At 72.6% G+C, this 19,018-nt stretch carries 16 protein-coding genes and 2 tRNA genes; 11 read left to right on the top strand and 7 right to left on the bottom strand.

The genetic code is table 11. The features are described 5' to 3' along the window. The first annotated feature begins 195 nt into the window (after positions 1-195). Positions 196-351 carry a hypothetical protein gene (locus ACH4RG_RS29845; RefSeq protein ID WP_164494018.1) on the top strand — a complete coding sequence of 52 codons (156 nt, stop codon included), beginning with the start codon at positions 196-198 and terminating at the stop codon, positions 349-351. A gap of 24 nt (positions 352-375) precedes the next feature. Here the strand turns inward: ACH4RG_RS29845 and ACH4RG_RS29840 are convergent, their stop codons facing one another. Further along, positions 376-972: a CGNR zinc finger domain-containing protein gene (locus ACH4RG_RS29840; RefSeq protein ID WP_397922923.1), complete on the bottom strand. Its 597-nt coding sequence runs from the start codon at positions 970-972 to the stop codon at positions 376-378. Between the two features lie 271 nt (positions 973-1,243). Then, a complete protein-coding gene (locus ACH4RG_RS29835; RefSeq protein WP_003959770.1) occupies positions 1,244-1,657 on the bottom strand; it encodes an SsgA family sporulation/cell division regulator in 414 nt (137 codons plus the stop codon). Between the two features lie 190 nt (positions 1,658-1,847). On the opposite strand from ACH4RG_RS29835, the gene ACH4RG_RS29830 reads away from it, so the two are divergent. Then, positions 1,848-2,303, top strand: a complete 456-nt coding sequence (locus ACH4RG_RS29830; protein ID WP_397922925.1) for a TIGR02611 family protein — start codon at positions 1,848-1,850, stop codon at positions 2,301-2,303. 55 nt (positions 2,304-2,358) lie between these two features. Continuing rightward, positions 2,359-2,430: transfer RNA gene (locus ACH4RG_RS29825), tRNA-Val, on the top strand. 115 nt (positions 2,431-2,545) lie between these two features. On the opposite strand, the gene ACH4RG_RS29820 is transcribed toward ACH4RG_RS29825, so the two are convergent. Next, positions 2,546-5,152 carry an SCO7613 C-terminal domain-containing membrane protein gene (locus ACH4RG_RS29820; RefSeq protein WP_398540511.1) on the bottom strand — a complete coding sequence of 869 codons (2,607 nt, stop codon included), beginning with the start codon at positions 5,150-5,152 and terminating at the stop codon, positions 2,546-2,548. A gap of 140 nt (positions 5,153-5,292) precedes the next feature. Between ACH4RG_RS29820 and ACH4RG_RS29815 the strand changes: the two genes are divergently transcribed. After that, positions 5,293-5,364 (top strand) — tRNA-Val (locus tag ACH4RG_RS29815). A 65-nt stretch (positions 5,365-5,429) separates the two neighbouring features. On the opposite strand, the gene ACH4RG_RS29810 is transcribed toward ACH4RG_RS29815, so the two are convergent. Then, on the bottom strand, positions 5,430-6,155 hold the full coding sequence (locus ACH4RG_RS29810; RefSeq protein WP_397922929.1) for a 3'-5' exonuclease: 726 nt from the start codon (positions 6,153-6,155) through the stop codon (positions 5,430-5,432). A 226-nt stretch (positions 6,156-6,381) separates the two neighbouring features. On the opposite strand from ACH4RG_RS29810, the gene ACH4RG_RS29805 reads away from it, so the two are divergent. From ACH4RG_RS29805 to thrS, 3 genes are all read left to right on the top strand, one after another. After that, positions 6,382-6,978 (top strand): DUF4365 domain-containing protein, encoded by a 597-nt coding sequence (locus tag ACH4RG_RS29805; protein ID WP_398540510.1) that lies wholly within the window; start codon positions 6,382-6,384, stop codon positions 6,976-6,978. After that, positions 6,978-8,231: a hypothetical protein gene (locus ACH4RG_RS29800; RefSeq protein ID WP_397922933.1), complete on the top strand. Its 1,254-nt coding sequence runs from the start codon at positions 6,978-6,980 to the stop codon at positions 8,229-8,231. The genes ACH4RG_RS29805 and ACH4RG_RS29800 overlap by 1 nt, the downstream gene beginning before the upstream one ends. Positions 8,232-8,329: 98 nt before the next feature. Further along, positions 8,330-10,306 (top strand): threonine--tRNA ligase, encoded by a 1,977-nt coding sequence (gene thrS / locus ACH4RG_RS29795; protein WP_397922935.1) that lies wholly within the window; start codon positions 8,330-8,332, stop codon positions 10,304-10,306. Positions 10,307-10,349: 43 nt separating this feature from the next. Here the strand turns inward: thrS and ACH4RG_RS29790 are convergent, their stop codons facing one another. Then, positions 10,350-11,027, bottom strand: coding sequence for a potassium channel family protein (locus ACH4RG_RS29790; RefSeq protein WP_397922937.1), 678 nt, complete (start codon positions 11,025-11,027; stop codon positions 10,350-10,352). A 66-nt stretch (positions 11,028-11,093) separates the two neighbouring features. On the opposite strand from ACH4RG_RS29790, the gene ACH4RG_RS29785 reads away from it, so the two are divergent. After that, complete coding sequence (locus tag ACH4RG_RS29785; protein ID WP_397922939.1) at positions 11,094-11,669, top strand: HIT family protein; 576 nt, start codon at positions 11,094-11,096, stop codon at positions 11,667-11,669. A 56-nt stretch (positions 11,670-11,725) separates the two neighbouring features. Here ACH4RG_RS29785 and ACH4RG_RS29780 read toward each other — a convergent pair whose 3' ends face one another. After that, on the bottom strand, positions 11,726-13,396 hold the full coding sequence (locus ACH4RG_RS29780; RefSeq protein ID WP_397922941.1) for a hypothetical protein: 1,671 nt from the start codon (positions 13,394-13,396) through the stop codon (positions 11,726-11,728). Positions 13,397-13,548: 152 nt separating this feature from the next. Continuing rightward, complete coding sequence (locus ACH4RG_RS29775; RefSeq protein ID WP_398162536.1) at positions 13,549-15,774, bottom strand: elongation factor G-like protein EF-G2; 2,226 nt, start codon at positions 15,772-15,774, stop codon at positions 13,549-13,551. A 432-nt stretch (positions 15,775-16,206) separates the two neighbouring features. Between ACH4RG_RS29775 and pgsA the strand changes: the two genes are divergently transcribed. From pgsA to ACH4RG_RS29760, 3 genes are read left to right on the top strand one after another with little or no spacing between them, the layout of a single operon-like run. Beyond that, positions 16,207-16,935, top strand: coding sequence for a phosphatidylinositol phosphate synthase (gene pgsA / locus ACH4RG_RS29770; protein ID WP_397922945.1), 729 nt, complete (start codon positions 16,207-16,209; stop codon positions 16,933-16,935). After that, positions 16,932-17,855 (top strand): phosphatidylinositol mannoside acyltransferase, encoded by a 924-nt coding sequence (locus tag ACH4RG_RS29765; protein ID WP_397922947.1) that lies wholly within the window; start codon positions 16,932-16,934, stop codon positions 17,853-17,855. The genes pgsA and ACH4RG_RS29765 overlap by 4 nt, the downstream gene beginning before the upstream one ends. Beyond that, the gene (locus ACH4RG_RS29760; RefSeq protein WP_397931891.1) at positions 17,852-19,012 is read left to right on the top strand and encodes a glycosyltransferase family 4 protein; all 1,161 of its coding nucleotides are present in this window, start codon (positions 17,852-17,854) and stop codon (positions 19,010-19,012) included. The genes ACH4RG_RS29765 and ACH4RG_RS29760 overlap by 4 nt, the downstream gene beginning before the upstream one ends. Positions 19,013-19,018: the final 6 nt, after the last annotated feature.

Here is a 19,018-nt window from a genome sequence, read left to right as displayed (position 1 = left end):
GTATCGGAAAGCAGCGCGGCATTCGAGACGGCGGCCCGGCCCCCGCGGGCGCGCGTGCTCGGGCCACCGGCCCGAACGTCTGACGGCCCCCCGTACGCCGAAGCGATTATCGATGGCCACGGGACGGTGAACTCCCGGGGGAATGAAGTCGGTTGATCGCCAACACGGCCGCGGGTGCGTCATGATCACTCCGAGATGGTGGACACTTCCCGGGGCGATGCCCCCGCACCCCCCGCCGAAGAGCCCCGCGGCTGTCTCTTCGCGCTTTCCCAGCCGCCCCTGATGATCTTCCTGACGGTGATCGGGGGCCTGCTGCTGATGGCCGCCCTGCACGATCTCTTCGTGCTGTGACGCCTCGCGCCACCGCGCGGAGCTTCAGCCCGCGGCTTCCTTGCGCCGGGCCCGGTACGCCGCGACGTGGAGGCGGTTGCCGCACGTACGGCTGGAGCAGTAGCGGCGGGAGCGGTTGCGCGACAGGTCGACGAACGCGTGCCCGCAGTCCGGGGCCTCGCAGCGCCGCAGTCGCTCCTGCTCGCCCGCCACGATGATGAAGGCCAGCGCCATGCCGCAGTCGGCCGCGAGATGGTCGGCGATCGAGGCGTCCGGGGCGAAGTAGTGCACGTGCCAGTCGTAGCCGTCGTGATCCGTGAGCTGCGGGGTGGTCCCGGCCGCCGCGACGAGCCGGTTGACCAGGTCGGCGGCGGCGCGGGGGTCGGGTGCCGCGAAGACCTCGGCGAAACGGGCCCGGACGTCGCGTACGGCGGTCAGGTCCTTCTCGCCGAGCGTGCCGACCCCGCTGATGAGATGCCGCTCCGCGAAGGCGTACAGCGCGGCGACGTCGGCGAGGCCGTCCTCGGATCCGCCCGCGAGTCCGCCCCCGGGGGCGTCCCGCGGCAGCTCGTTCTCCGGTGCGGTGTTCACCAGATCGACCACCGTGTCGAGGGCGATCCGGGTGTCGTGAGGGATCAGCACGCTTCGCTCCCTGGCCTTCCGGCGGGCGGGTCCCCTGCCGATGGCGGCTGACTCTACTGGCTCGGCCCCCCGACGCCAGGCCCGGTGCGGGCCCCGCAAGGAGCGGAACGGGCCCCTCCGGCCCCTGGGAGGGGGAGCCGCGGCGGCCGGGCGCGCCGACGCCGTCGTCGCGGTGGTTTCCGCGACGACGGCGCCGGTGTCTGCCCTATGCGGTTGTCAGCACGACGCCGTCGCCCCGAGTCGGACGGCGTAGAGCGGCTCTCTGCCTGGCTCAGCTCTCGGCCAGGATGTGGGAGAGCTCCGTGTCGAGATCGAAGTGACGATGCTCGGTGCCGGGCGGAACCGCGGCGTCGGTCCTTTTCAGGAACGACTCCAGGGCTCGCGCCGGGGCCTCGAGCAGGGCTTCTCCCTCCGGGGAGCTCAGGGCGATGCATACGACGCCTTGACCGTGACTACGAGATGGCCAGACGCGGACGTCTCCGGTGCCGGTGGGCCGGTGCAGCCCTTCGGCGAGGAGGTCGCGGGCGAATACCCATTCGACCGTCTCCTCCGCTCCGGTGTGGAAGGTGGCGTGCACGGCATAGGGATCGGCCGTGTCATACCGCAGGCCCGCGGGTACAGGCAGTGAGGACTCGCTCGACACAACGAGGCGCAGGTGCAGCTCGCAGCTGACCGTGGTGTTCATAAGCGCCAGGGCCTTTCGCTCAGTGTGCGCTCGGGGATTCGCACGTCGGCGAAATCGACATGCCACCTACGGTGGCGTTGTAAACCCCTCTGACCCATTTGTGATGCTTCGGGTCCCTCGCTCAGCGGCGTGTAACTTTGAGTTATGCGCCCATTCCAGTGACGAGGACAGGTCGGGTAAGTTGAGCTTCATGAACGCGGAGAGTGACGAGCGGAGCAAGGTCGCCGACCAGGCGGCACCGGCATCCGCCACGGGGGAAGCGGACCGGGCGGAGCGCGAGCTGGGCTCGCGGGCGCCGGGTTTCATCAAGGCGTCGAAAGCGCTCCATCTGAGCTGGCAGGTCGGCGTCTTCATCGTCGGGCTCGGCGTGGTGATCGCGGGCGTGCTCATGCTGGTGCTGCCGGGCCCCGGCTGGCTGGTGATCTTCGGCGGTATGGCGATCTGGGCGACCGAGTTCGTCTGGGCGCAGTTGGTGCTGCGCTGGACCAAGCGCAAGGTCACCGAGGCGGCCCAGCGGGCCATGGATCCCAAGGTCCGGCGACGCAACATCATCCTCACCACGCTGGGGCTCGTGATCATGGCGGTGCTGGCCGGGATCTACGTCTGGAAGTTCGGGCTCACCATGCCGTGGAAGATCAGCGACTAGCCCGGAGGACGGTCCAGGAGCACCGCTGACATGGGGTAATGTTTGCGGTGCGCCCGGGCGATTAGCTCAGTGGGAGAGCGCTTCGTTCACACCGAAGAGGTCACTGGTTCGAACCCAGTATCGCCCACCCGGACAGAGGGCCCGGGAGACGGAATCCGTCTCCCGGGCCCTCTGCGTTGCCCGTCGGGGCCCGGCCCGGGAGCCGCTGTGACCAGCGTGTGTGCTCCCGGACGGGGCGTGGCTCACCGCATCCGCCCCAGCGCGTCCCTGAGCCGGCGGGCGTCGCGCAGCCGCTGCTCGTACGTCGCTCCCACCACCAGCAACAACAGCCCGGCCAGGGCCGGCGGCAGCCAGCGGGGGAGCGCGCCCGCGACCTGCACCACGTACGGGGTCAGCTCGTGCAGCCCGTCCAGTGCCAGCACAGCCCCACCGAGCAGCAGCAGCGCCTGGAGGCGGTAGCGCGCGCCGAGCAGGGTGATCACCAGCGCCGCCGTCCCCAGCAGCAACGGCCGGAGCCAGTCCGTGTCGGTCAAGGCGACCGCCATGCTCGGCAGCAGCGTCGCCGCGAGCCCCGGCCCGTACGCCGTCCACGACGAGGCCTCCGGGTCCCGGCGCCGCCGCAGCACACCGACCACCAGCGCGGGCACGGTCACCGGCAGCGTGTACGCCTCCGGGAACGACACCTCCGAGGCCGCCAGCCGCACCCACGTGGCCAGCACGAACAGCGCCGCCGCCAGGTAACCCGCCACCGGCCGCCGCTCCGGCCGCACCGCCGCCCCCGCGGCCAGCACCCCGCACAACGCCAGCACCAGGGCCAGGAACGGGGCCTCGGACGCCGCGAGCCCCACGGCGACCAGCGCGCCCAGCGCGCCCGTCAGCTCCACCGGCAACGCCACCGGGTTCCGCCGCAGCCGTGCCCCGAGCAGCACCGTCAGCGCGGGCACCACGAGCACCAGCGGCGCGGTCTCCTGCGGGGCGAGGCCCAGCGACCGGCCCGCCAGCCCCGTGAGCACGGTGCCCCAGACCACTGCGGCGACCGCGAACACCGCACGCGGCAACTCGGATCCCGCCGCCCGGACAGCCGCCCCGGCGAACAGAGCCGCCAGCGCGCCGAACACCGCGTAGGAGGCCCCTTCGGACGCCAGCGACAGCACCCCGACGCTCACCGCCCCGGCCACCGCCGCCACCAGGGCGGTCACCGGCATCGCGGTCTCGCCCCGGCCGCGTCCGGTGCCCCGGACCGCCAGGGCGAGCAGACCGCCCACCAGAGCCGTCTCCCCGGCCACCGCCAGCGCGTAGGGCACGTCCAGCAGCGCCCCGGCCAGCAGGAACGCGCCCCAGCCGAGAGCCACCGCCCCGGCACCGACGACCCCGCGCAGCGTGGCCGCGGAAGGCCGCCTGCCGACACCGGCCCCGGCGCCGGACCAGGTGGTCCAGCCGGACCAGCCGGGCCAAGGCGCTGCGGCCCCGACCGCTCCCGGCGCTCCCGCTCCCGGCGTGCCGGTGTCCGCCGTCCTCGGCGCGGCCAACGGCGCCGAGATCCGCACGACCGACGGCCACCACCGGTGCGCCGCCCCCAGCAGCCCGGCCACCAGCGCGAGCACCACCGGGGCCGCGGCCAGCTCCGACCACGGCAGCGTCGTCCCCAGTGCCGCCCGGAAGCCCTCCGGCGACCCCGCCCACACGTCCGACAGCAGCGTCCCCGGCCCCAGCAGTACCACCGCGAGCGGCCGCAGCGCCCACACCAGGGCGCCGGCCACCACCACCCCCGACGCCGCCAGCACCCCGCGCGCCGCGTCCCTCGGCACCCCCGCCCGTACGACCCCGGTCAGGGCGAGGCCGCACAGCAGATACGCGAGCACTCGCCAGCCGCCCGGCAGCTCGGCGGCGGGTACGCCGCCCACCGCGGCCACCGCCGCGAGCCCCGCCACCACGCCGCCCGTCCGGGCGAAACCCTTCGGCGCGCGCCACGCCCCGGTCAGGGCCGCCGCGGCCGCGGCCAGCAGCAGCGCGCCCGGAGCCACCGCCCCGAACGGCCCGGAAGCCGTCGTGGACAGCGCCAGGCCCACCATCAGGGCAGAGAACCCCATCGCCGATCCACCGACGCACGCCGTGACCCGCACCCCGGCACCCTTGCCCCGCCGGGCGATCGCTCCGTCCAGCACCGCGGTCGCCAGCAGCGCCCACCCGACCACCAGCGCGGGTGCGCCCGCGGCCCAGGCCCAGAACAGCAGCGGCCACTGCGCCAGCACCACGGCGGCCGGCAACGGCAGGCGCAGCGTGCCCAGCGCCAGCCCGTACGCCGTCCACAGCGCCGCGAGCACCGCCGAGGCGACGGCCGTGAAGCCGAGCCCGTCGGCGTCCGGCGCGGCCACCGCGTGGACCGCGTAGACGTCCAGCAGCGTCAGCGCCAGGGCCAGGGCGGCCAGCGCCTCGGCGGTGGCCGCCAGCCCCCGCCGCAGCAGCACCGCCGGGGCGATCAGCGCCCCCAGGGTCACCGCCGCCAGCACCGCCGACCGGCCGCCGATCCCCATCGAACCCCAGCTCACCAGGGTGAACGCGACGGCCGCGACCGTCAGCAGCAGACCGCCCAGCGTCAGCAGGACGTTCTGCGCGCCGCGCGGGGCGGACGGCTGCTTCGGCACATAGCCCCACGGCTGCGCGTAGGCGCCGGGAGGCGCTCCCCAGCCGGACGGGTTCCAGCCGGGGGCGGCCGTCGGCGCGGGCGGTCGCAGCGCGGCGAGCAGCCAGCTGCGCCGGGTCAGCAGCTGGGCCCGGCGGGCGTCCAGCTCGGCCAGTTCTCGGTCGAGGAGGGCCAGTTCCTCGGCGGGCGGGGGCACGTGTTCCATGTACGGGAGTGTGGGCCCGGCCTCCCGGCCCGTACATGCGCTCGGATACTCACTTACCGGCCGTACCGCCCTGAGTAGAGCCCCGCCCGGAAGCGGTTTGAACGAAGCCCTCGGAGGCCTGTATGGTTCAACCCGTTCCCGGGCGATTAGCTCAGTGGGAGAGCGCTTCGTTCACACCGAAGAGGTCACTGGTTCGAACCCAGTATCGCCCACCGGGGAAAGCCGGTCCGCCACCATCACGCGGACCGGCTTTCGTATGTCCCACGCCTCGAACCCCTCACGCCGCCGCGGGCAGTTCCGGGCGCAGCGGCCACGCCGGGTCCACCTTCTCCGGCGTCCCGCTCTCCGCGAACCACGCCTCCAGGCCCCGCGCCTGGGCCGCGTGCCAGGTCGCCTGCAGGGCGTGCAGCTCGGACGGCGACAGCCGCTCCAGCCGGGCCGAGAAGCGCCGGCACACCGCCCGGACCAGCTCCAGCGAGGCCGTCGCGTCGGCCGCAGCGTCATGGGCGCCGTCGAGCACCACCTCGTAACTCGCGCACAGGTCCGTGAGCGTACGACGGCCCTTGCGGTAGCGGTCCAGGTGCTTGTCCAGCACCCGCGGATCCACCACGCGCATCGGCACCCCGTCGAGATAGCCGGCCAGCGACGACGCCCGGTGCCGTTTCAGCTCCCGGTCCAGCAGCGTCAGGTCGAAGGGGGCGTTCATCACCACCAGCGGCCGCCCGGTCGCGCAGCTCTCCGCCAGCGCCCGGGCTATCTCGTCCATCACCGGGGCGGGCCAACGCCCGTTGCGCTGAAGGTGATCGTCGGTCAGGCCGTGGATCCCGGTCGCCCCCGGCGGGACCGGAACCCCCGGATTGACCAGCCAGCGCGTGACGCGGACGCGACCGCCCGCGGTGTCCTGCGCGACGAGAGCGGCCGAAACGATCCGGTCCTGCTCGACGTCCACGCCTGTTGTCTCCGTGTCAAAAGCGGCCAGTGGCCCCTCGAACCAGTGCATCATCCCCGAACTCCTCGCACCCGCACGGCAGATGGAGTGATTCCTCTGCCCGATATCGGTGATACCCGGGCTGTTTGCCTGATACGCCGTTTGCGGGCGGTCCGATGCGGTGACAACACAGTTGAGACGCCGGGAAGTTGCCTCCGGCGTCCGTCGATCCGTCCAGCCCACGACACCCGTCGGCAGGCCACCTGCCATCGATCGGCACGCCCGGAAGGCACACGGAGCCATGGCGCTCGCGCAGCCCGACCCCGGGGGAACCGCCCGCGCCGAGGCCATCGGGCCCCGGCCGCCGCAGCAGCTCGACACGCCGCTGCGCGGCTCCCTCGCCACCACCGCCTGCATGGAGACCCTTCAGGTGGGCTATCTGCACGCCGTCGCGGCGGCGGCCGGATGTTCCCTGTCCCAGCCCTTCCCCGACACCGGCATCGACTGGCACGTCAGCCACGGCGCCCCGGCCCACATCGTCGACGACGAAGTGACCATCAAGGTGCAGCTCAAATGCACCTACCAGATACCACCGCACCCGGCGGGCGGAGCCTTCTCCTTCACGCTCGACAACGCCCACCTCGTCAAGCTCGCCCGCAGCCCGGTGTCGGTGCACAAGATCCTGGTCGCGATGATCGTCCCCCGCAGCCAGGACGACTGGCTGCGCGCCGGGCCCGGGGGCCTCGACCTGCGCCACTGCTGCTACTGGACCAACCTGGCCGGCCACGCGGTGACGGGCCGGCACCGGACCACTGTGCGCATCCCGACCTCACGGATCTTCGACGACCGCGCACTCTGCGACATCATGGCCCGGGTCGGGGCCGGAGGGAGACCCTGATGCACCGGTCGACGGACGAGCCCGCGGGCGGAGCCGGACTGCCCGCCGCACGCTCGCATCCCACCGCCCGCCCCGGGCCCCCGCCGCTCGCCGGGGCCGGTGAGGAACTCCCCGACCCCGCCGTCCTCGGGGCCCTTCTGCGCCGGCACGGCTGGCAGCGGCGCGGGGGAGCGCCGGGACGCTACGGCCGCTGGACCCCGCCCGGCCCCGCCGCCGGGACGACGAGCCTGCTGGTGCCCGAGAGCGCGGCCTTTCCCGACAGCGGGGAGCTGACCGAGGAGGCCCTTCTCGCCCTCGGTCGCAGCGCCGACCCCTCCGCCCGCGACATCCTGGTCTCCCTCGCCGTGCCCAGCGACGAGATCCGCTGGTGGCGCGAGGTCCCCGAGTCGGCGGCCGGAGCCGCGGGCGCCTCGGGCTGGACCGAGGCGGAGGAGCTGCGCTCGGCCGCCCGGCAGGTCCTCATGGCCGGCGCCCTCGCGGCACGCGGCCGGGCCGGCTACCACGGGGCCCGGCACCGCCGGAAAGCACGTGCCGCCCTGGACGACGCCCTGATCGGGCCCGCATCGGACGGACGGAGCCTCACCGCGTACGTCCCCGTCGACTCCGGCCGCGCCGTCGCGGTGCGGCTCTGCCACGCCCTGCACGCCACCCGCGAGGCGGTGGACTACCAGCGGGCCACCGGCGGCATGGAGGCCTTCGACAGCGCGGTCGCGGCGGGCGTCGGCCGGGAGCTGACCGAGGCGCTGATCGCCCTGGTGCGCGGCTCCGAGGGGGCCCGGATCGACCTGCGGTGGGCGCCCGCCGCGGGCACCCCGGAAGGCTGCCCGGCCCGCCCCGCGCCCGTCGAGTTCTCCCCGGGCGACCTGCCCGCCCTGCGCGCCGCCGGAGCCCGCTACCTCCGCGACGAACCCGCCGTGCAGGTGCGGCTGACCGGCGCGGTGGTCCGACTGCGCCGCTCGGGGCCGCGCGGCGCCGGGATCGTACGGCTGCGGGTGCTGGCCGGGGCCGAGGTCGCGCACGTCCGGGTGGAGCTGGACGAGGAGGCGTACCGCATCGCGGGCCACGCGCACCTGGTCGGGCTGCCGCTCCGGGTGGAGGGGCGGCTGGAGAACCGGGGTGGCTTCCGGCGGCTCACCGGGGCCTCGCAGGTCGCGCCCGTCCAGGTCGACGAGGCCGAACGGGACCGGCTGATGAAGGCCCTCCAGGAGAACGTGGACTTCTTCGAGGAGGCGTGCGCGGGGGAGGAGGGGTAGCGCGCAGGAAGGCGTTCGCGTCGGGGGCGTACGGCTCGGTACGATTCGCATTGCTTAGCCATACGAAGGCAGGCGACCCCCTCAGTCAGGAGAGACCGGTGTCAGACGTCCGTGTGATCATCCAACGCGATTCCGAGCGGGAAGAGCACGTGGTGACGACGGGCACGACGGCCGGCGAGCTCTTCCCCGGTCAGCGCACCGTCGTCGCAGCGCGCATCGGCGGCGAGCTGAAGGACCTCTCCTACGAGCTCCAGGACGGCGAGTCCGTGGAACCGGTGGAGATCTCCTCCGAGGACGGCCTGAACATCCTGCGCCACTCCACCGCGCACGTCATGGCCCAGGCCGTGCAGGAGCTCTTCCCCGACGCCAAGCTCGGCATCGGCCCGCCGGTCAAGGACGGCTTCTACTACGACTTCGACGTCGAGAAGCCGTTCACGCCCGAGGACCTCAAGGCCATCGAGAAGAAGATGCAGGAGATCCAGAAGCGGGGCCAGAAGTTCTCCCGCCGCGTGGTCTCCGACGAGGCCGCCCGCGAGGAGCTGGCGAACGAGCCGTACAAACTGGAGCTCATCGGCATCAAGGGCTCCGCCTCCTCCGACGACGGCGCGGACGTCGAGGTGGGCGGCGGCGAGCTGACCATCTACGACAACCTCGACCCGAAGACCGGCGACCTGTGCTGGAAGGACCTCTGCCGGGGTCCGCACCTGCCCACCACCCGGTTCATCCCGGCGTTCAAGCTGATGCGCAACGCCGCGGCGTACTGGCGCGGCAGCGAGAAGAACCCGATGCTCCAGCGCATCTACGGCACCGCCTGGCCGACCAAGGACGAGCTGAAGGCGCACCTGGAGTTCCTGGAGGAGGCCGCCAAGCGCGACCACCGCAAGCTCGGCAACGAGCTGGACCTCTTCTCCTTCCCCGACGAGATCGGCCCCGGCCTCGCGGTCTTCCACCCCAAGGGCGGCGTCATCCGCCGGGCCATGGAGGACTACTCGCGCCGCCGTCACGAGGAGGAGGGCTACGAGTTCGTCTACAGCCCGCACGCCACCAAGGGCAAGCTCTTCGAGAAGTCCGGCCACCTGGACTGGTACGCCGACGGCATGTACCCGCCCATGCAGCTCGACGACGGGGTGGACTACTACCTCAAGCCGATGAACTGCCCGATGCACAACCTGATCTTCGACGCGCGGGGCCGCTCGTACCGCGAACTGCCGCTGCGTCTCTTCGAGTTCGGCACCGTGTACCGGTACGAGAAGTCGGGCGTCGTGCACGGCCTGACCCGCTCGCGCGGCTTCACGCAGGACGACGCGCACATCTACTGCACCAAGGAGCAGATGGCCCAGGAGCTCGACCGCACGCTCACCTTCGTGCTCAACCTGCTCCGCGACTACGGGCTCACCGACTTCTACCTGGAGCTCTCCACCAAGGACCCGGAGAAGTACGTCGGCTCCGACGAGACCTGGGAAGAGGCCACCGAGACGCTGCGTCAGGTCGCCGAGAAGCAGGGGCTGCCCCTGGTCCCGGACCCGGGCGGCGCCGCGTTCTACGGCCCGAAGATCTCGGTGCAGTGCCGAGACGCCATCGGCCGTACCTGGCAGATGTCGACCGTGCAGCTCGACTTCAACCTGCCGGAGCGCTTCGACCTGGAGTACACCGGCCCGGACGGTTCCAAGCAGCGCCCGGTCATGATCCACCGTGCCCTGTTCGGTTCCATCGAGCGCTTCTTCGCCGTGCTCCTGGAGCACTACGCGGGCGCGTTCCCGGTCTGGCTCGCGCCGGTGCAGGCGGTCGGCATCCCGATCGGCGACGCCCACATCCCCTACCTCCAGGAGTTCGCCGCCAAGGCGCGCAAGCAGGGGCTGCGGGTGGACGTGGACGCCTCCTCGGACCGGATGCAGAAGAAGATCCGCAACCAGCAGAAGGCCAAGGTGCCCTTCATGATCATCGCTGGTGATGAGGACATGGCCAACGGCGCCGTCTCCTTCCGCTACCGCGACGGTTCTCAGGAGAACGGCATCCCGGTCGACGAGGCCCTCGCCAAGATCGCGAAGGCCGTCGAGGACCGCGTACAGGTCTGATCCGTACGACAGGATCCGTGCGGCAGACACGGCCCCCGGAGCGCTACCCGCGCTCCGGGGGCCGTTTGTCGTCCTCCCGGGTGAACACCTGGATCAGCCAGGACGAGAACGACCCCGTGACCGCGCCGAGCAGCGCCAGGCCTCCGGCCATCAGCCCCACCGCGACCGTCCGGCCCCAGAACGTGACCGGTGCGGCGTCCCCGTAACCGACCGTCGTGAGCGTCGCGCACGCCCACCACACCGCGTCGCCGAACGTGCGGATCGAGGCGCCGGGGGCCGTGTGCTCCAGGTGGTAGACCGCGAGTGACGCGGCGAAGCCGAGCAGGGCGGCGGTCAGGCCCGCGTACGAGATCACTCGCGCGTACAGCCCGAGCCGCGGGCGGTCGCGGCGTTGCTGCACCGCCGTGTACACCTTGACCATGCGCAGCGGGCGCAGCAGGGGCAGCAGCAGGACCAGCGTGTCGAGCCAGTGCGTGCGCGGGAAGCGCGCGCCCAGTCCGCTGAGGCGCAGCCGCGCCCCGTAGTCCACGAGGAACAGCAGCCAGGTCGATCGGACGAGGATCAGGGCGAGGTCACTCCAGGGCCCGTCGTCGTGCGGGGTCAGCACCCGGACCGCGTACCCGGCCAGGAAGAGCAGCCCCGCGGCGAAGAGCGGAACCTCCGTGCGCCGCTCCCAGCGGGTCAGCCGGGCGGGTGGCTCGGGGGCAGGTCGGTCGCTCATCGCCTCAGCATCGTGGGCGGCCGGGCGGTGCGGCCCCGGCGACACGCTCCGCCGGGGTGACGCAATATGCTGATCGGCATGACGAGTGAGCCGGAGCAGCAGATCGGCGTGGGGACGCCCGACGCATTCCAGCGCCTGTGGACTCCCCACCGGATGGCGTACATCCAGGGCGAGAACAAGCCGAGCGGCCCGGGCGCCGAGGACGGTTGTCCGTTCTGTTCGATCCCCGCCAAATCCGACGAGGACGGGCTCCTCGTGGCACGCGGCGAGCACGTCTACGCGGTGCTGAACCTGTACCCGTACAACGGTGGTCACCTCATGGTCGTCCCCTACCGTCATGTGGCCGACTACACCGAACTGGACGGCCCGGAGACGGCGGAGCTGGCGGACCTCACCAAGCGGGCGATGGTCGCGCTGCGGGCGGCCTCCGGGGCGCACGGCTTCAACATCGGCATGAACCAGGGCTCCGTGGCCGGCGCCGGGATCGCCGCGCATCTGCACCAGCATCTGGTGCCGCGCTGGGGCGGGGACGCCAACTTCATGCCGGTCATCGGCCACACCAGGGTGCTGCCCCAGCTGCTGGGCGACACCCGGGCGATGCTGGCCGACGCCTGGCCGAAGGGCGAGCTGCCTGCCCGCTGAGCGCGGTACGTGAAAGGGGGGAGGACCGGCCCGGTCCTCCCCTCTCTCGTGCGCTCCTAGGCGTCGTAGACGTCGGCCTTGCGCGGGGCCGGGTCCTGGACGAGGCCGCTCAGTATCATCGAGCGGTTGTCGAAGCGCTCCGTGTCGACGCCGTTCTCCGCGAGGACCCGCATCGCCGCCGTGTGCACGGCCCGCAGTACCGGGGTGGCGGCGCGCATCGCGTCGTCCGCCATGAAGCGGTGGTTCCACGGCTTGGCCGCCCACGCGTGCCGCAGCCCGAACGGCTCGGGCAGCACGATCTTCCCGCCCAGGTAGTCCAGCAGCGGCGGATACCAGGTGAGCGGGGCCCGCAGGGCCAGCCGGACGACCTCCTTGGCGTCCACCAGCGCCAGCTGGATGTCCCGGGTCTCCCAGAAGCGGACGGTCTTGTTGACCGTCTTCGTCTTCGCCGCGGGCTTGGAGAGGAACAGGCCGTGCACCGGCCCCAGCGCGTGGCCCGTGACCTCGATCCGCAGGGTCTCGTGGAGCACGGTGACGGTGATCATCATGGTGATCACCAGCTGGCCGTCCCACAGGGTGAACTGGACGCCCAGGTAGTGCCGGTCACCGCTGCCGAACTGCTGGTGATTGCAGATCCGCTGTATCTCGTGGGGCTTCACCTGGAAGGTGGCGACGTCCTCGCCCTCCGGACGGGTGACGGAGTCGGCGTTCTCCCCGATGGGCGAGACGATCCAGTGCTTCACGGAAGGCTTCGGGAAGCCGCCGGTGTTCAGCGGCCCGCGCTCCAGCATCTTCAACTGGTCGTGGATGATCCGGATCAGGTCCCAGCTGCGGAACTGGTGGATCTCCCTCGTCGGGTCCTTGGGGAGCAGCTCCTCGGCCAGCTGCCAGCTGCCCCAGCGGGTGCCCATCCCGAGGACGCCCTTGGGACCGGCGTAGAAGACGGCGTTCGACTGCTGCTCGGCCGACAGCTTCTCCAGGCCCTGGCGGAGGGCCTCGCGGGCGGTCTCGTTGGGGTTCTTCGGCACCGCCTCGGGGATCTTCGCGATCACCCCGGTGCCGGAGAGCAGGCCTTCCCAGCGGGCCCGCATGTCCTTGGCCGAGGTCTCCGCGATCCGCTTGGCGATCAGCCAGCCGATCACCGGGGCGATGAGCGCGCCCCGGACGTAGAGTGCGAGCAGCCCGTCCAGGGGGAGCTTGACCATCAGGACCAGCGCGCCGATCCCGAAGGCGGCCAGGAGGACCGTGCCGACGGCCCGGAACGCCGTGTCCTTGGACTTGTTGAGCGCGTCACGGACCCGGAAGGCGATCACCCAGGCCAGCATGCCGGGCAGGAACAGGACGCCGAACACCACGGTCACCAGGGTGAGCCGGGTGTCACGCGCCTTGCGCAGGTTGTTCGCCGACAGGCAGTGTTCCACCACGGTCTGCGGGTCCGTGCCGAAGGACTGGATGAGCGCCTTGCGGGCGCCGCCGAGCATCCGCTCCTGAACGGCGCGGGCGAACGCCTCGCCCAGATTCGGCTTGAAGTAGTCGGACTTGAAGAGTTTCGATGAGCCCGGCTTCACCACCGATTTGTGCCACTCGCTGTTGGCGTCGAGGATCGTCTCCACCGGACTGTCCCGATACGCAGCCGAGGCCAGGGCATTGGTCGCCACGGTCTGGCCGCCCGAGCCCTGGATCGGGATCTGGGCCCCGGGTGAGAAGTCGAATCCGTCGTTGGCCACCTGTCGCCCCCACTCGCCGCACGTCTGCTCCTGCGGTGTGCCCAACTACCGTACGCGGCATACCTTCTGAGCTGCGACCACAGCGTATCGTCCGGATCACACCACTGCCCGTCACCCGCGTGCATGGAACGGCGTGTGCGACAGTGCGCCGGTCACGCGCCGGGCGGCCCGTCCGCCCGCTCCGCACGGACGCGGTCGGCCACCTGCGGCGGCATCGCCTCGTGCCGGGCGTACGCGCGGTCGAAGCGGCCGGTGCCGTGCGACAGGGAGCGCAGGTCCACCGCGTACCGGCCGACCTCGATCTCCGGCACCTCGGCCCGTACGACAGTGCGCCCGCCCGGACTCTGCTCGGTGCCCACGACACGCCCTCGCCGTCCCGAGAGGTCGCTCATCACCGGGCCCACGTAGGCGTCGGGGATCAGGACGCTCACCTCGCACACCGGTTCCAGGAGCTGGACACGGGCGTCGGACGCGGCCTCGCGCAGCGCGAGCGCCCCGGCGGTCTGGAAGGCGGCGTCCGAGGAGTCCACCGAGTGCGCCTTGCCGTCCAGCAGCGTGACGCGCACGTCGACCAGGGGGCGCCCGGCGGCCAGCCCCCGGGCGGCCTGGGCCCGCACGCCCTTCTCCACCGAGGGAACGAACTGACGCGGCACCGAACCGCCGACAACCTTGTCGACGAACTCGACGCCCGAGCCCGGTGGCAGCGGCTCCACCTCGATCTCGCAGATCGCGAACTGGCCGTGCCCGCCCGACTGTTTGACGTGTCGTCCGCGCCCGACGGCCCGCCCGGCGAACGTCTCGCGCAGCGGCACCCGGTGCGGTTCCGCGTCGACCTGGACACCGTAGCGGCTGCGCAGCCGCTCCAGGGCCACCTCCTGGTGGGCCTCGCCCAGGCACCACAGGACGACCTGACCGGTGTCCGGGTTCTGTTCGAGGCGCAGCGTGGGGTCCTCGGCGACCAGCCGGGCCAGGCCCTGCGACAGCTTGTCCTCGTCCGCCTTGCCGTGCGCCCGTACGGCCAGCGGGAGCAGCGGGTCGGGCGTCGACCAGGGTTCGATCAGGACGGGGTCGCCGGCCGGGGAGAGCGTGTCGCCGGTCTCCGCCTCGCCGAGCCGGGCCACGCACGCCAGATCGCCCGCGACGCACCGGTCCATGGCGTGCTGGTGGCGGCCGAACGGTGAGGTGAGCGCCCCGACGCGGATCTCCGCCTCGTGACAGGGGCGCGGCGCGTGTCCCGTCGCGTCCAGGCCGTGGCCGCAGAGGTGTACGGGGTCGTCGGGGCGCAGGGTGCCGGAGAAGACGCGGACCAGCGAGACCCGGCCCACGTACGGGTCGGAGGCGGTCTTGACGACCTCGGCGACCAGCGGGCCCCCGGGATCGCAGACCGGGGCGGGACGCGGCTCGCCCGACGGGGTGGTGACGGCGGGCGGGGTGCGCTCCAGCGGGGTCGGGAAGCCGCGGGTGATCAGCTCCAGCAGTTCGACGGTGCCGATGCCCTGGCGGGCGCCATCGGCCGCGGGCGCCGCGGTGAGCACGGGGTGGAAGGAGCCCCGGGCGACGGCCCGTTCGAGGTCCGCGATCAGCGTCGCGACGTCGAGGTCCTCGCCGGCGAGATAGCGGTCCATCAGGGACTCGTCCTCGCTCTCGGCGATGATCCCCTCGATCAGCCGGTCCCGGGCCGCCCGCAGGGGTTCCTCCTGGTCGGGCGCCGGGGGCCGCTCGGCGCGCTCCCCCGAGGAGTAGTCGAGGATCCGCCGGCTCAGCAGGCCGGTGAGCCCGGTCAGCGGGGCGTGTCCGTCGGCGCCCTCGGGGCCCAGCACGGGCAGGTACAGGGGCAGTACGGCGTCGGGGTCCTCGCCCCCGAAGGCCTCGGCGCAGATCCGGGTCATCTCCCGGTAGGAGGTGCGGGCGGTGTCCAGGTGCGTCACGACGATCGCGCGCGGCATGCCGACGAGCGCGCACTCCTCCCAGGCGGCCCGGGTGGTCGCGGCCACGGTCGCCGCGTCCTGGGCCGCGGAGACGACGAAGAGGGCCGCGTCCGCCGCGCGCAGACCGGCCCGCAGCTCCCCGACGAAGTCCGCGTAGCCGGGAGTGTCCAGCAGATTGATCTTGCAGCCTTCCCAGGCCACCGGGACCAGCGAGAGCTGTACGGAGCGCCGTCGGCGCCGCTCGATCTCGTCGTGGTCGGAGACGGTCGCCCCGTCCTCGACCCGCCCGGCCCGGTTCACGGCTCCCGCAGTCAGGGCCAGGGCCTCGACCAGCGTGGTCTTGCCCGATCCGCTGGGGCCGACCAGCACCACGTTCCGTACGGCGGAGGGGTGGCCGGCCGTCGGTACTCCTCCGGCGGCCCCGGGGTGTGCGTGTGCCTTGTCGCCCATGGTGCGTGCCTCCCGGTCGACGGCGCGGTGCGGGGGAGGGCGACCGCGCGCGGAGCAGCGGTGGTCACGGGCGGGGAGAGGCCGCCGCGGCGGCTTCGGCGACACCCGCGGTCCTTCGAGCTTGGCACCGCGACGGGGTCCCGTCCATACGTCGCGCGATGCGCGGTTCGTACGGAGGGGGCCCTGCTCGTACGTCGCGCACGGCGCGGTTCGTACGTCGCGCGCGGCAGGGTGCGTACGCCGCGCACCGGCACGCCGTCGGAGGCCGGGCACCGGCTCGGGCCATGGCGTCGCGTACGCGCCCGGCCCGTGGCGGGGGCGGTGTGACACCCGGCGGCGGGTGCCCGTCCGGTGGAAGGCACCGGCGGTGACTACGATGGGCCAGCCGGTGGCCGAAGGGGCCGCCCGGCGAACCGAACCCTCGGGAAGGCCATGCTGAACAAGTACGCGCGTGCATTTTTCACGCGTGTCCTCACACCGTTCGCCGCTCTGCTGCTCCGCCTCGGGGTCAGCCCCGACGCGGTCACTCTCGTCGGCACGGCCGGAGTGATGGCAGGTGCGCTGGTCTTTTTCCCCATGGGGGAGTTCTTCTGGGGCACGATCGTCATCACGATCTTCGTCTTCTCCGACCTGGTCGACGGCAACATGGCGCGGCAGGCCGGGATCTCCAGCCGGTGGGGCGCGTTCCTCGACTCGACACTGGACCGGGTCGCCGACGGGGCGATCTTCGCCGGATTCGCCCTCTGGTACGCGGGCAGCGGTGACGACTCCATCCTGTGCGCCGTCGCGATCTTCTGCCTGGCCAGCGGCCAGGTGGTCTCGTACACCAAGGCGCGCGGCGAGTCGATCGGCCTGCCGGTCGCGGTCAACGGCCTCGTGGAGCGCGCCGAGCGCCTGGTGATCTCGCTGGTCGCCGCCGGTCTCGCCGGACTGCACGCCTTCGGCGTCCCCGGTATCGACATCCTGCTGCCGATCGCGCTGTGGATCGTCGCCGCGGGCAGCCTCGTGACGCTGATCCAGCGCGTCGTGACCGTACGCCGTGAATCCGCCGAGGCGGACGCCGCGGAGACCGCCTCGGGACCGGCCCCGGTGGACCCGTCCGCCGCCGGTTCCGCCGGTCAGGTCGGTCAGGTCGGCCACGGGAGCGAGGGCGACCGGTGAGCGCCGGCGCGTCCGACCTGAAGGGGCGGCTCACCGACGGGCTCTACGGACTGGGCTGGGGCGCCGTCAAGAAGCTGCCCGAGCCCGCCGCCGCCCGGCTCTTCCGTACCATCGCCGACCAGGTGTGGAAGCGGCGCGGCAAGAGCGTGCTGCGCCTGGAGTCGAACCTGGCCCGGGTCGTCCCCGACGCGGGTCCGGAGCGGCTGGCCGAACTGTCGCGGGCCGGGATGCGCTCCTACATGCGCTACTGGATGGAGTCGTTCCGGCTGCCGGCCTGGAGCCCGGAGCGCATCAAGGACAGCATCGACATCGCCGACGTCCACCACCTGACCGAGGGCCTGGACGCCGGTAAGGGCGTGATCGTCGCCCTGCCGCACCTGGCCAACTGGGACCTCGCGGGAGCCTGGGTCACCACCGACCTCAAGGTCCCCTTCACCACCGTCGCCGAACGCCTGGAGCCCGCGACGCTCTACGACCGGTTCGTCGCCTACCGCGAGGGCCTGGGCATGGAGGTCCTGCCGCACAGCGGCGGGGCCGCGTTCGGAACCCTGGCCCGGCGGCTGCGCGCGGGCGGTCTGATCTGCCTGGTCGCGGACCGGGACCTGTCCGCCTCCGGCGTCGAGGTGTCGTTCTTCGACGCCACCGCCCGGATGCCCGCGGGCCCGGCGCTGCTCGCCCAGCAGACCGGTGCGCTGCTGATGCCGGTAACGCTCTGGTACGACGGCGCATCCGTGATGAAGGGGCGCATCCACCCGGCGGTCGAGGCGCCGGCAGAAGGCACCCGCGCCGAGAAGACCGCCGCCATGACCCAGGCGATGGCCGACGCCTTCGCGGGCGGCATCGCCGAACACCCGGAGGACTGGCACATGCTCCAGCGACTCTGGCTGGACGACCTGGACCCCCGGGGGGAACCCGCGTGAAGATCGGCATCGTCTGCCCGTACTCCTGGGACGTACCGGGCGGCGTGCAGTTCCACATCCGGGACCTCGCCGAACACCTGATCCGGCTCGGCCACGAGGTCTCCGTCCTGGCCCCCGCCGACGACGAGACGCCCCTGCCTCCTTACGTCGTCTCGGCGGGCCGGGCCGTCCCCGTCCCGTACAACGGCTCCGTCGCCCGGCTGAACTTCGGCTTCCTCTCGGCGGCCCGGGTGCGGCGCTGGCTCCACGACGGCACGTTCGACGTCATCCACATCCACGAGCCGACCTCCCCGTCGCTGGGCCTGCTGGCCTGCTGGGCGGCGCAGGGGCCGATCGTGGCCACCTTCCACACGTCCAACCCGCGCTCCCGGGCGATGATCGCCGCGTACCCGATCCTCCAGCCCGCGCTGGAGAAGATCAGCGCCCGGATCGCCGTCAGCGAGTACGCCCGGCGCACCCTGGTCGAGCACCTCGGCGGGGACGCCGTCGTCATCCCCAACGGCGTCGACGTCGGCTTCTTCGCCAAGGCCGAGCCGAAGGCCGCATGGCAGGGCGGGACCCTCGGCTTCATCGGCCGCATCGACGAACCCCGCAAGGGCCTGCCCGTCCTGATGAAGGCGCTGCCCGCGATCCTCGCCGCCCACCCCGAAGCCCGGCTGCTGGTCGCCGGGCGCGGCGACGAGGAGGAGGCGGTTCAGACCCTGCCGAAGGAACTGCGCGAGCGCGTCGAGTTCCTCGGCATGGTCAGCGACGAGGACAAGGCCCGGCTGCTGCGCAGCGTCGATGTGTACGTGGCCCCCAACACTGGCGGCGAGAGCTTCGGCATCATCCTGGTCGAGGCGCTGTCGGCCGGTGCGCCGGTGCTGGCGAGCGACCTGGACGCCTTCGCACAGGTGCTGGACCGGGGCGCGGCGGGCGACCTGTTCGCCAACGAGGACGCCGACGCGCTGGCCGCCGCCGCGATCCGGCTGCTGGGCGACCCCGAGCGCCGGGCCGGGCTGCGCGAGCGCGGCGAGGCCCACGTACGGCGCTTCGACTGGACGACGGTGGGGGCCGACATCCTCGCGGTGTACGAGACGGTGACCGACGGGGCCGCCTCGGTCGCGGCGGACGAACGCTCCGGGCTGCGGGCCCGGTTCGGGCTGGCCCGGGACTGAGACCCG

The organism is Streptomyces sp. NPDC021019 (genome assembly GCF_044333295.1).
Lineage (GTDB): Bacteria > Actinomycetota > Actinomycetes > Streptomycetales > Streptomycetaceae > Streptomyces.
The sequence above is the reverse complement of the archived record's forward strand: the minus strand, read 5'-3'. Positions and strand labels throughout refer to the sequence as shown.

Bases quoted from the DNA above. Each gene is read 5' to 3' on its own strand.
- ACH4RG_RS29845 (WP_164494018.1), top strand. From the start codon at position 196: ATGGTGGACACTTCCCGGGGCGATGCCCCCGCACCCCCCGCCGAAGAG.
- ACH4RG_RS29835 (WP_003959770.1), bottom strand. From the start codon at position 1,657: ATGAACACCACGGTCAGCTGCGAGCTGCACCTGCGCCTCGTTGTGTCG.
- ACH4RG_RS29830 (WP_397922925.1), top strand. From the start codon at position 1,848: ATGAACGCGGAGAGTGACGAGCGGAGCAAGGTCGCCGACCAGGCGGCA.
- ACH4RG_RS29820 (WP_398540511.1), bottom strand. From the start codon at position 5,152: ATGGAACACGTGCCCCCGCCCGCCGAGGAACTGGCCCTCCTCGACCGA.
- ACH4RG_RS29810 (WP_397922929.1), bottom strand. From the start codon at position 6,155: ATGATGCACTGGTTCGAGGGGCCACTGGCCGCTTTTGACACGGAGACA.
- ACH4RG_RS29805 (WP_398540510.1), top strand. From the start codon at position 6,382: ATGGCGCTCGCGCAGCCCGACCCCGGGGGAACCGCCCGCGCCGAGGCC.
- ACH4RG_RS29800 (WP_397922933.1), top strand. From the start codon at position 6,978: ATGCACCGGTCGACGGACGAGCCCGCGGGCGGAGCCGGACTGCCCGCC.
- ACH4RG_RS29790 (WP_397922937.1), bottom strand. From the start codon at position 11,027: ATGAGCGACCGACCTGCCCCCGAGCCACCCGCCCGGCTGACCCGCTGG.
- ACH4RG_RS29785 (WP_397922939.1), top strand. From the start codon at position 11,094: ATGCTGATCGGCATGACGAGTGAGCCGGAGCAGCAGATCGGCGTGGGG.
- ACH4RG_RS29775 (WP_398162536.1), bottom strand. From the start codon at position 15,774: ATGGGCGACAAGGCACACGCACACCCCGGGGCCGCCGGAGGAGTACCG.
- pgsA (WP_397922945.1), top strand. From the start codon at position 16,207: ATGCTGAACAAGTACGCGCGTGCATTTTTCACGCGTGTCCTCACACCG.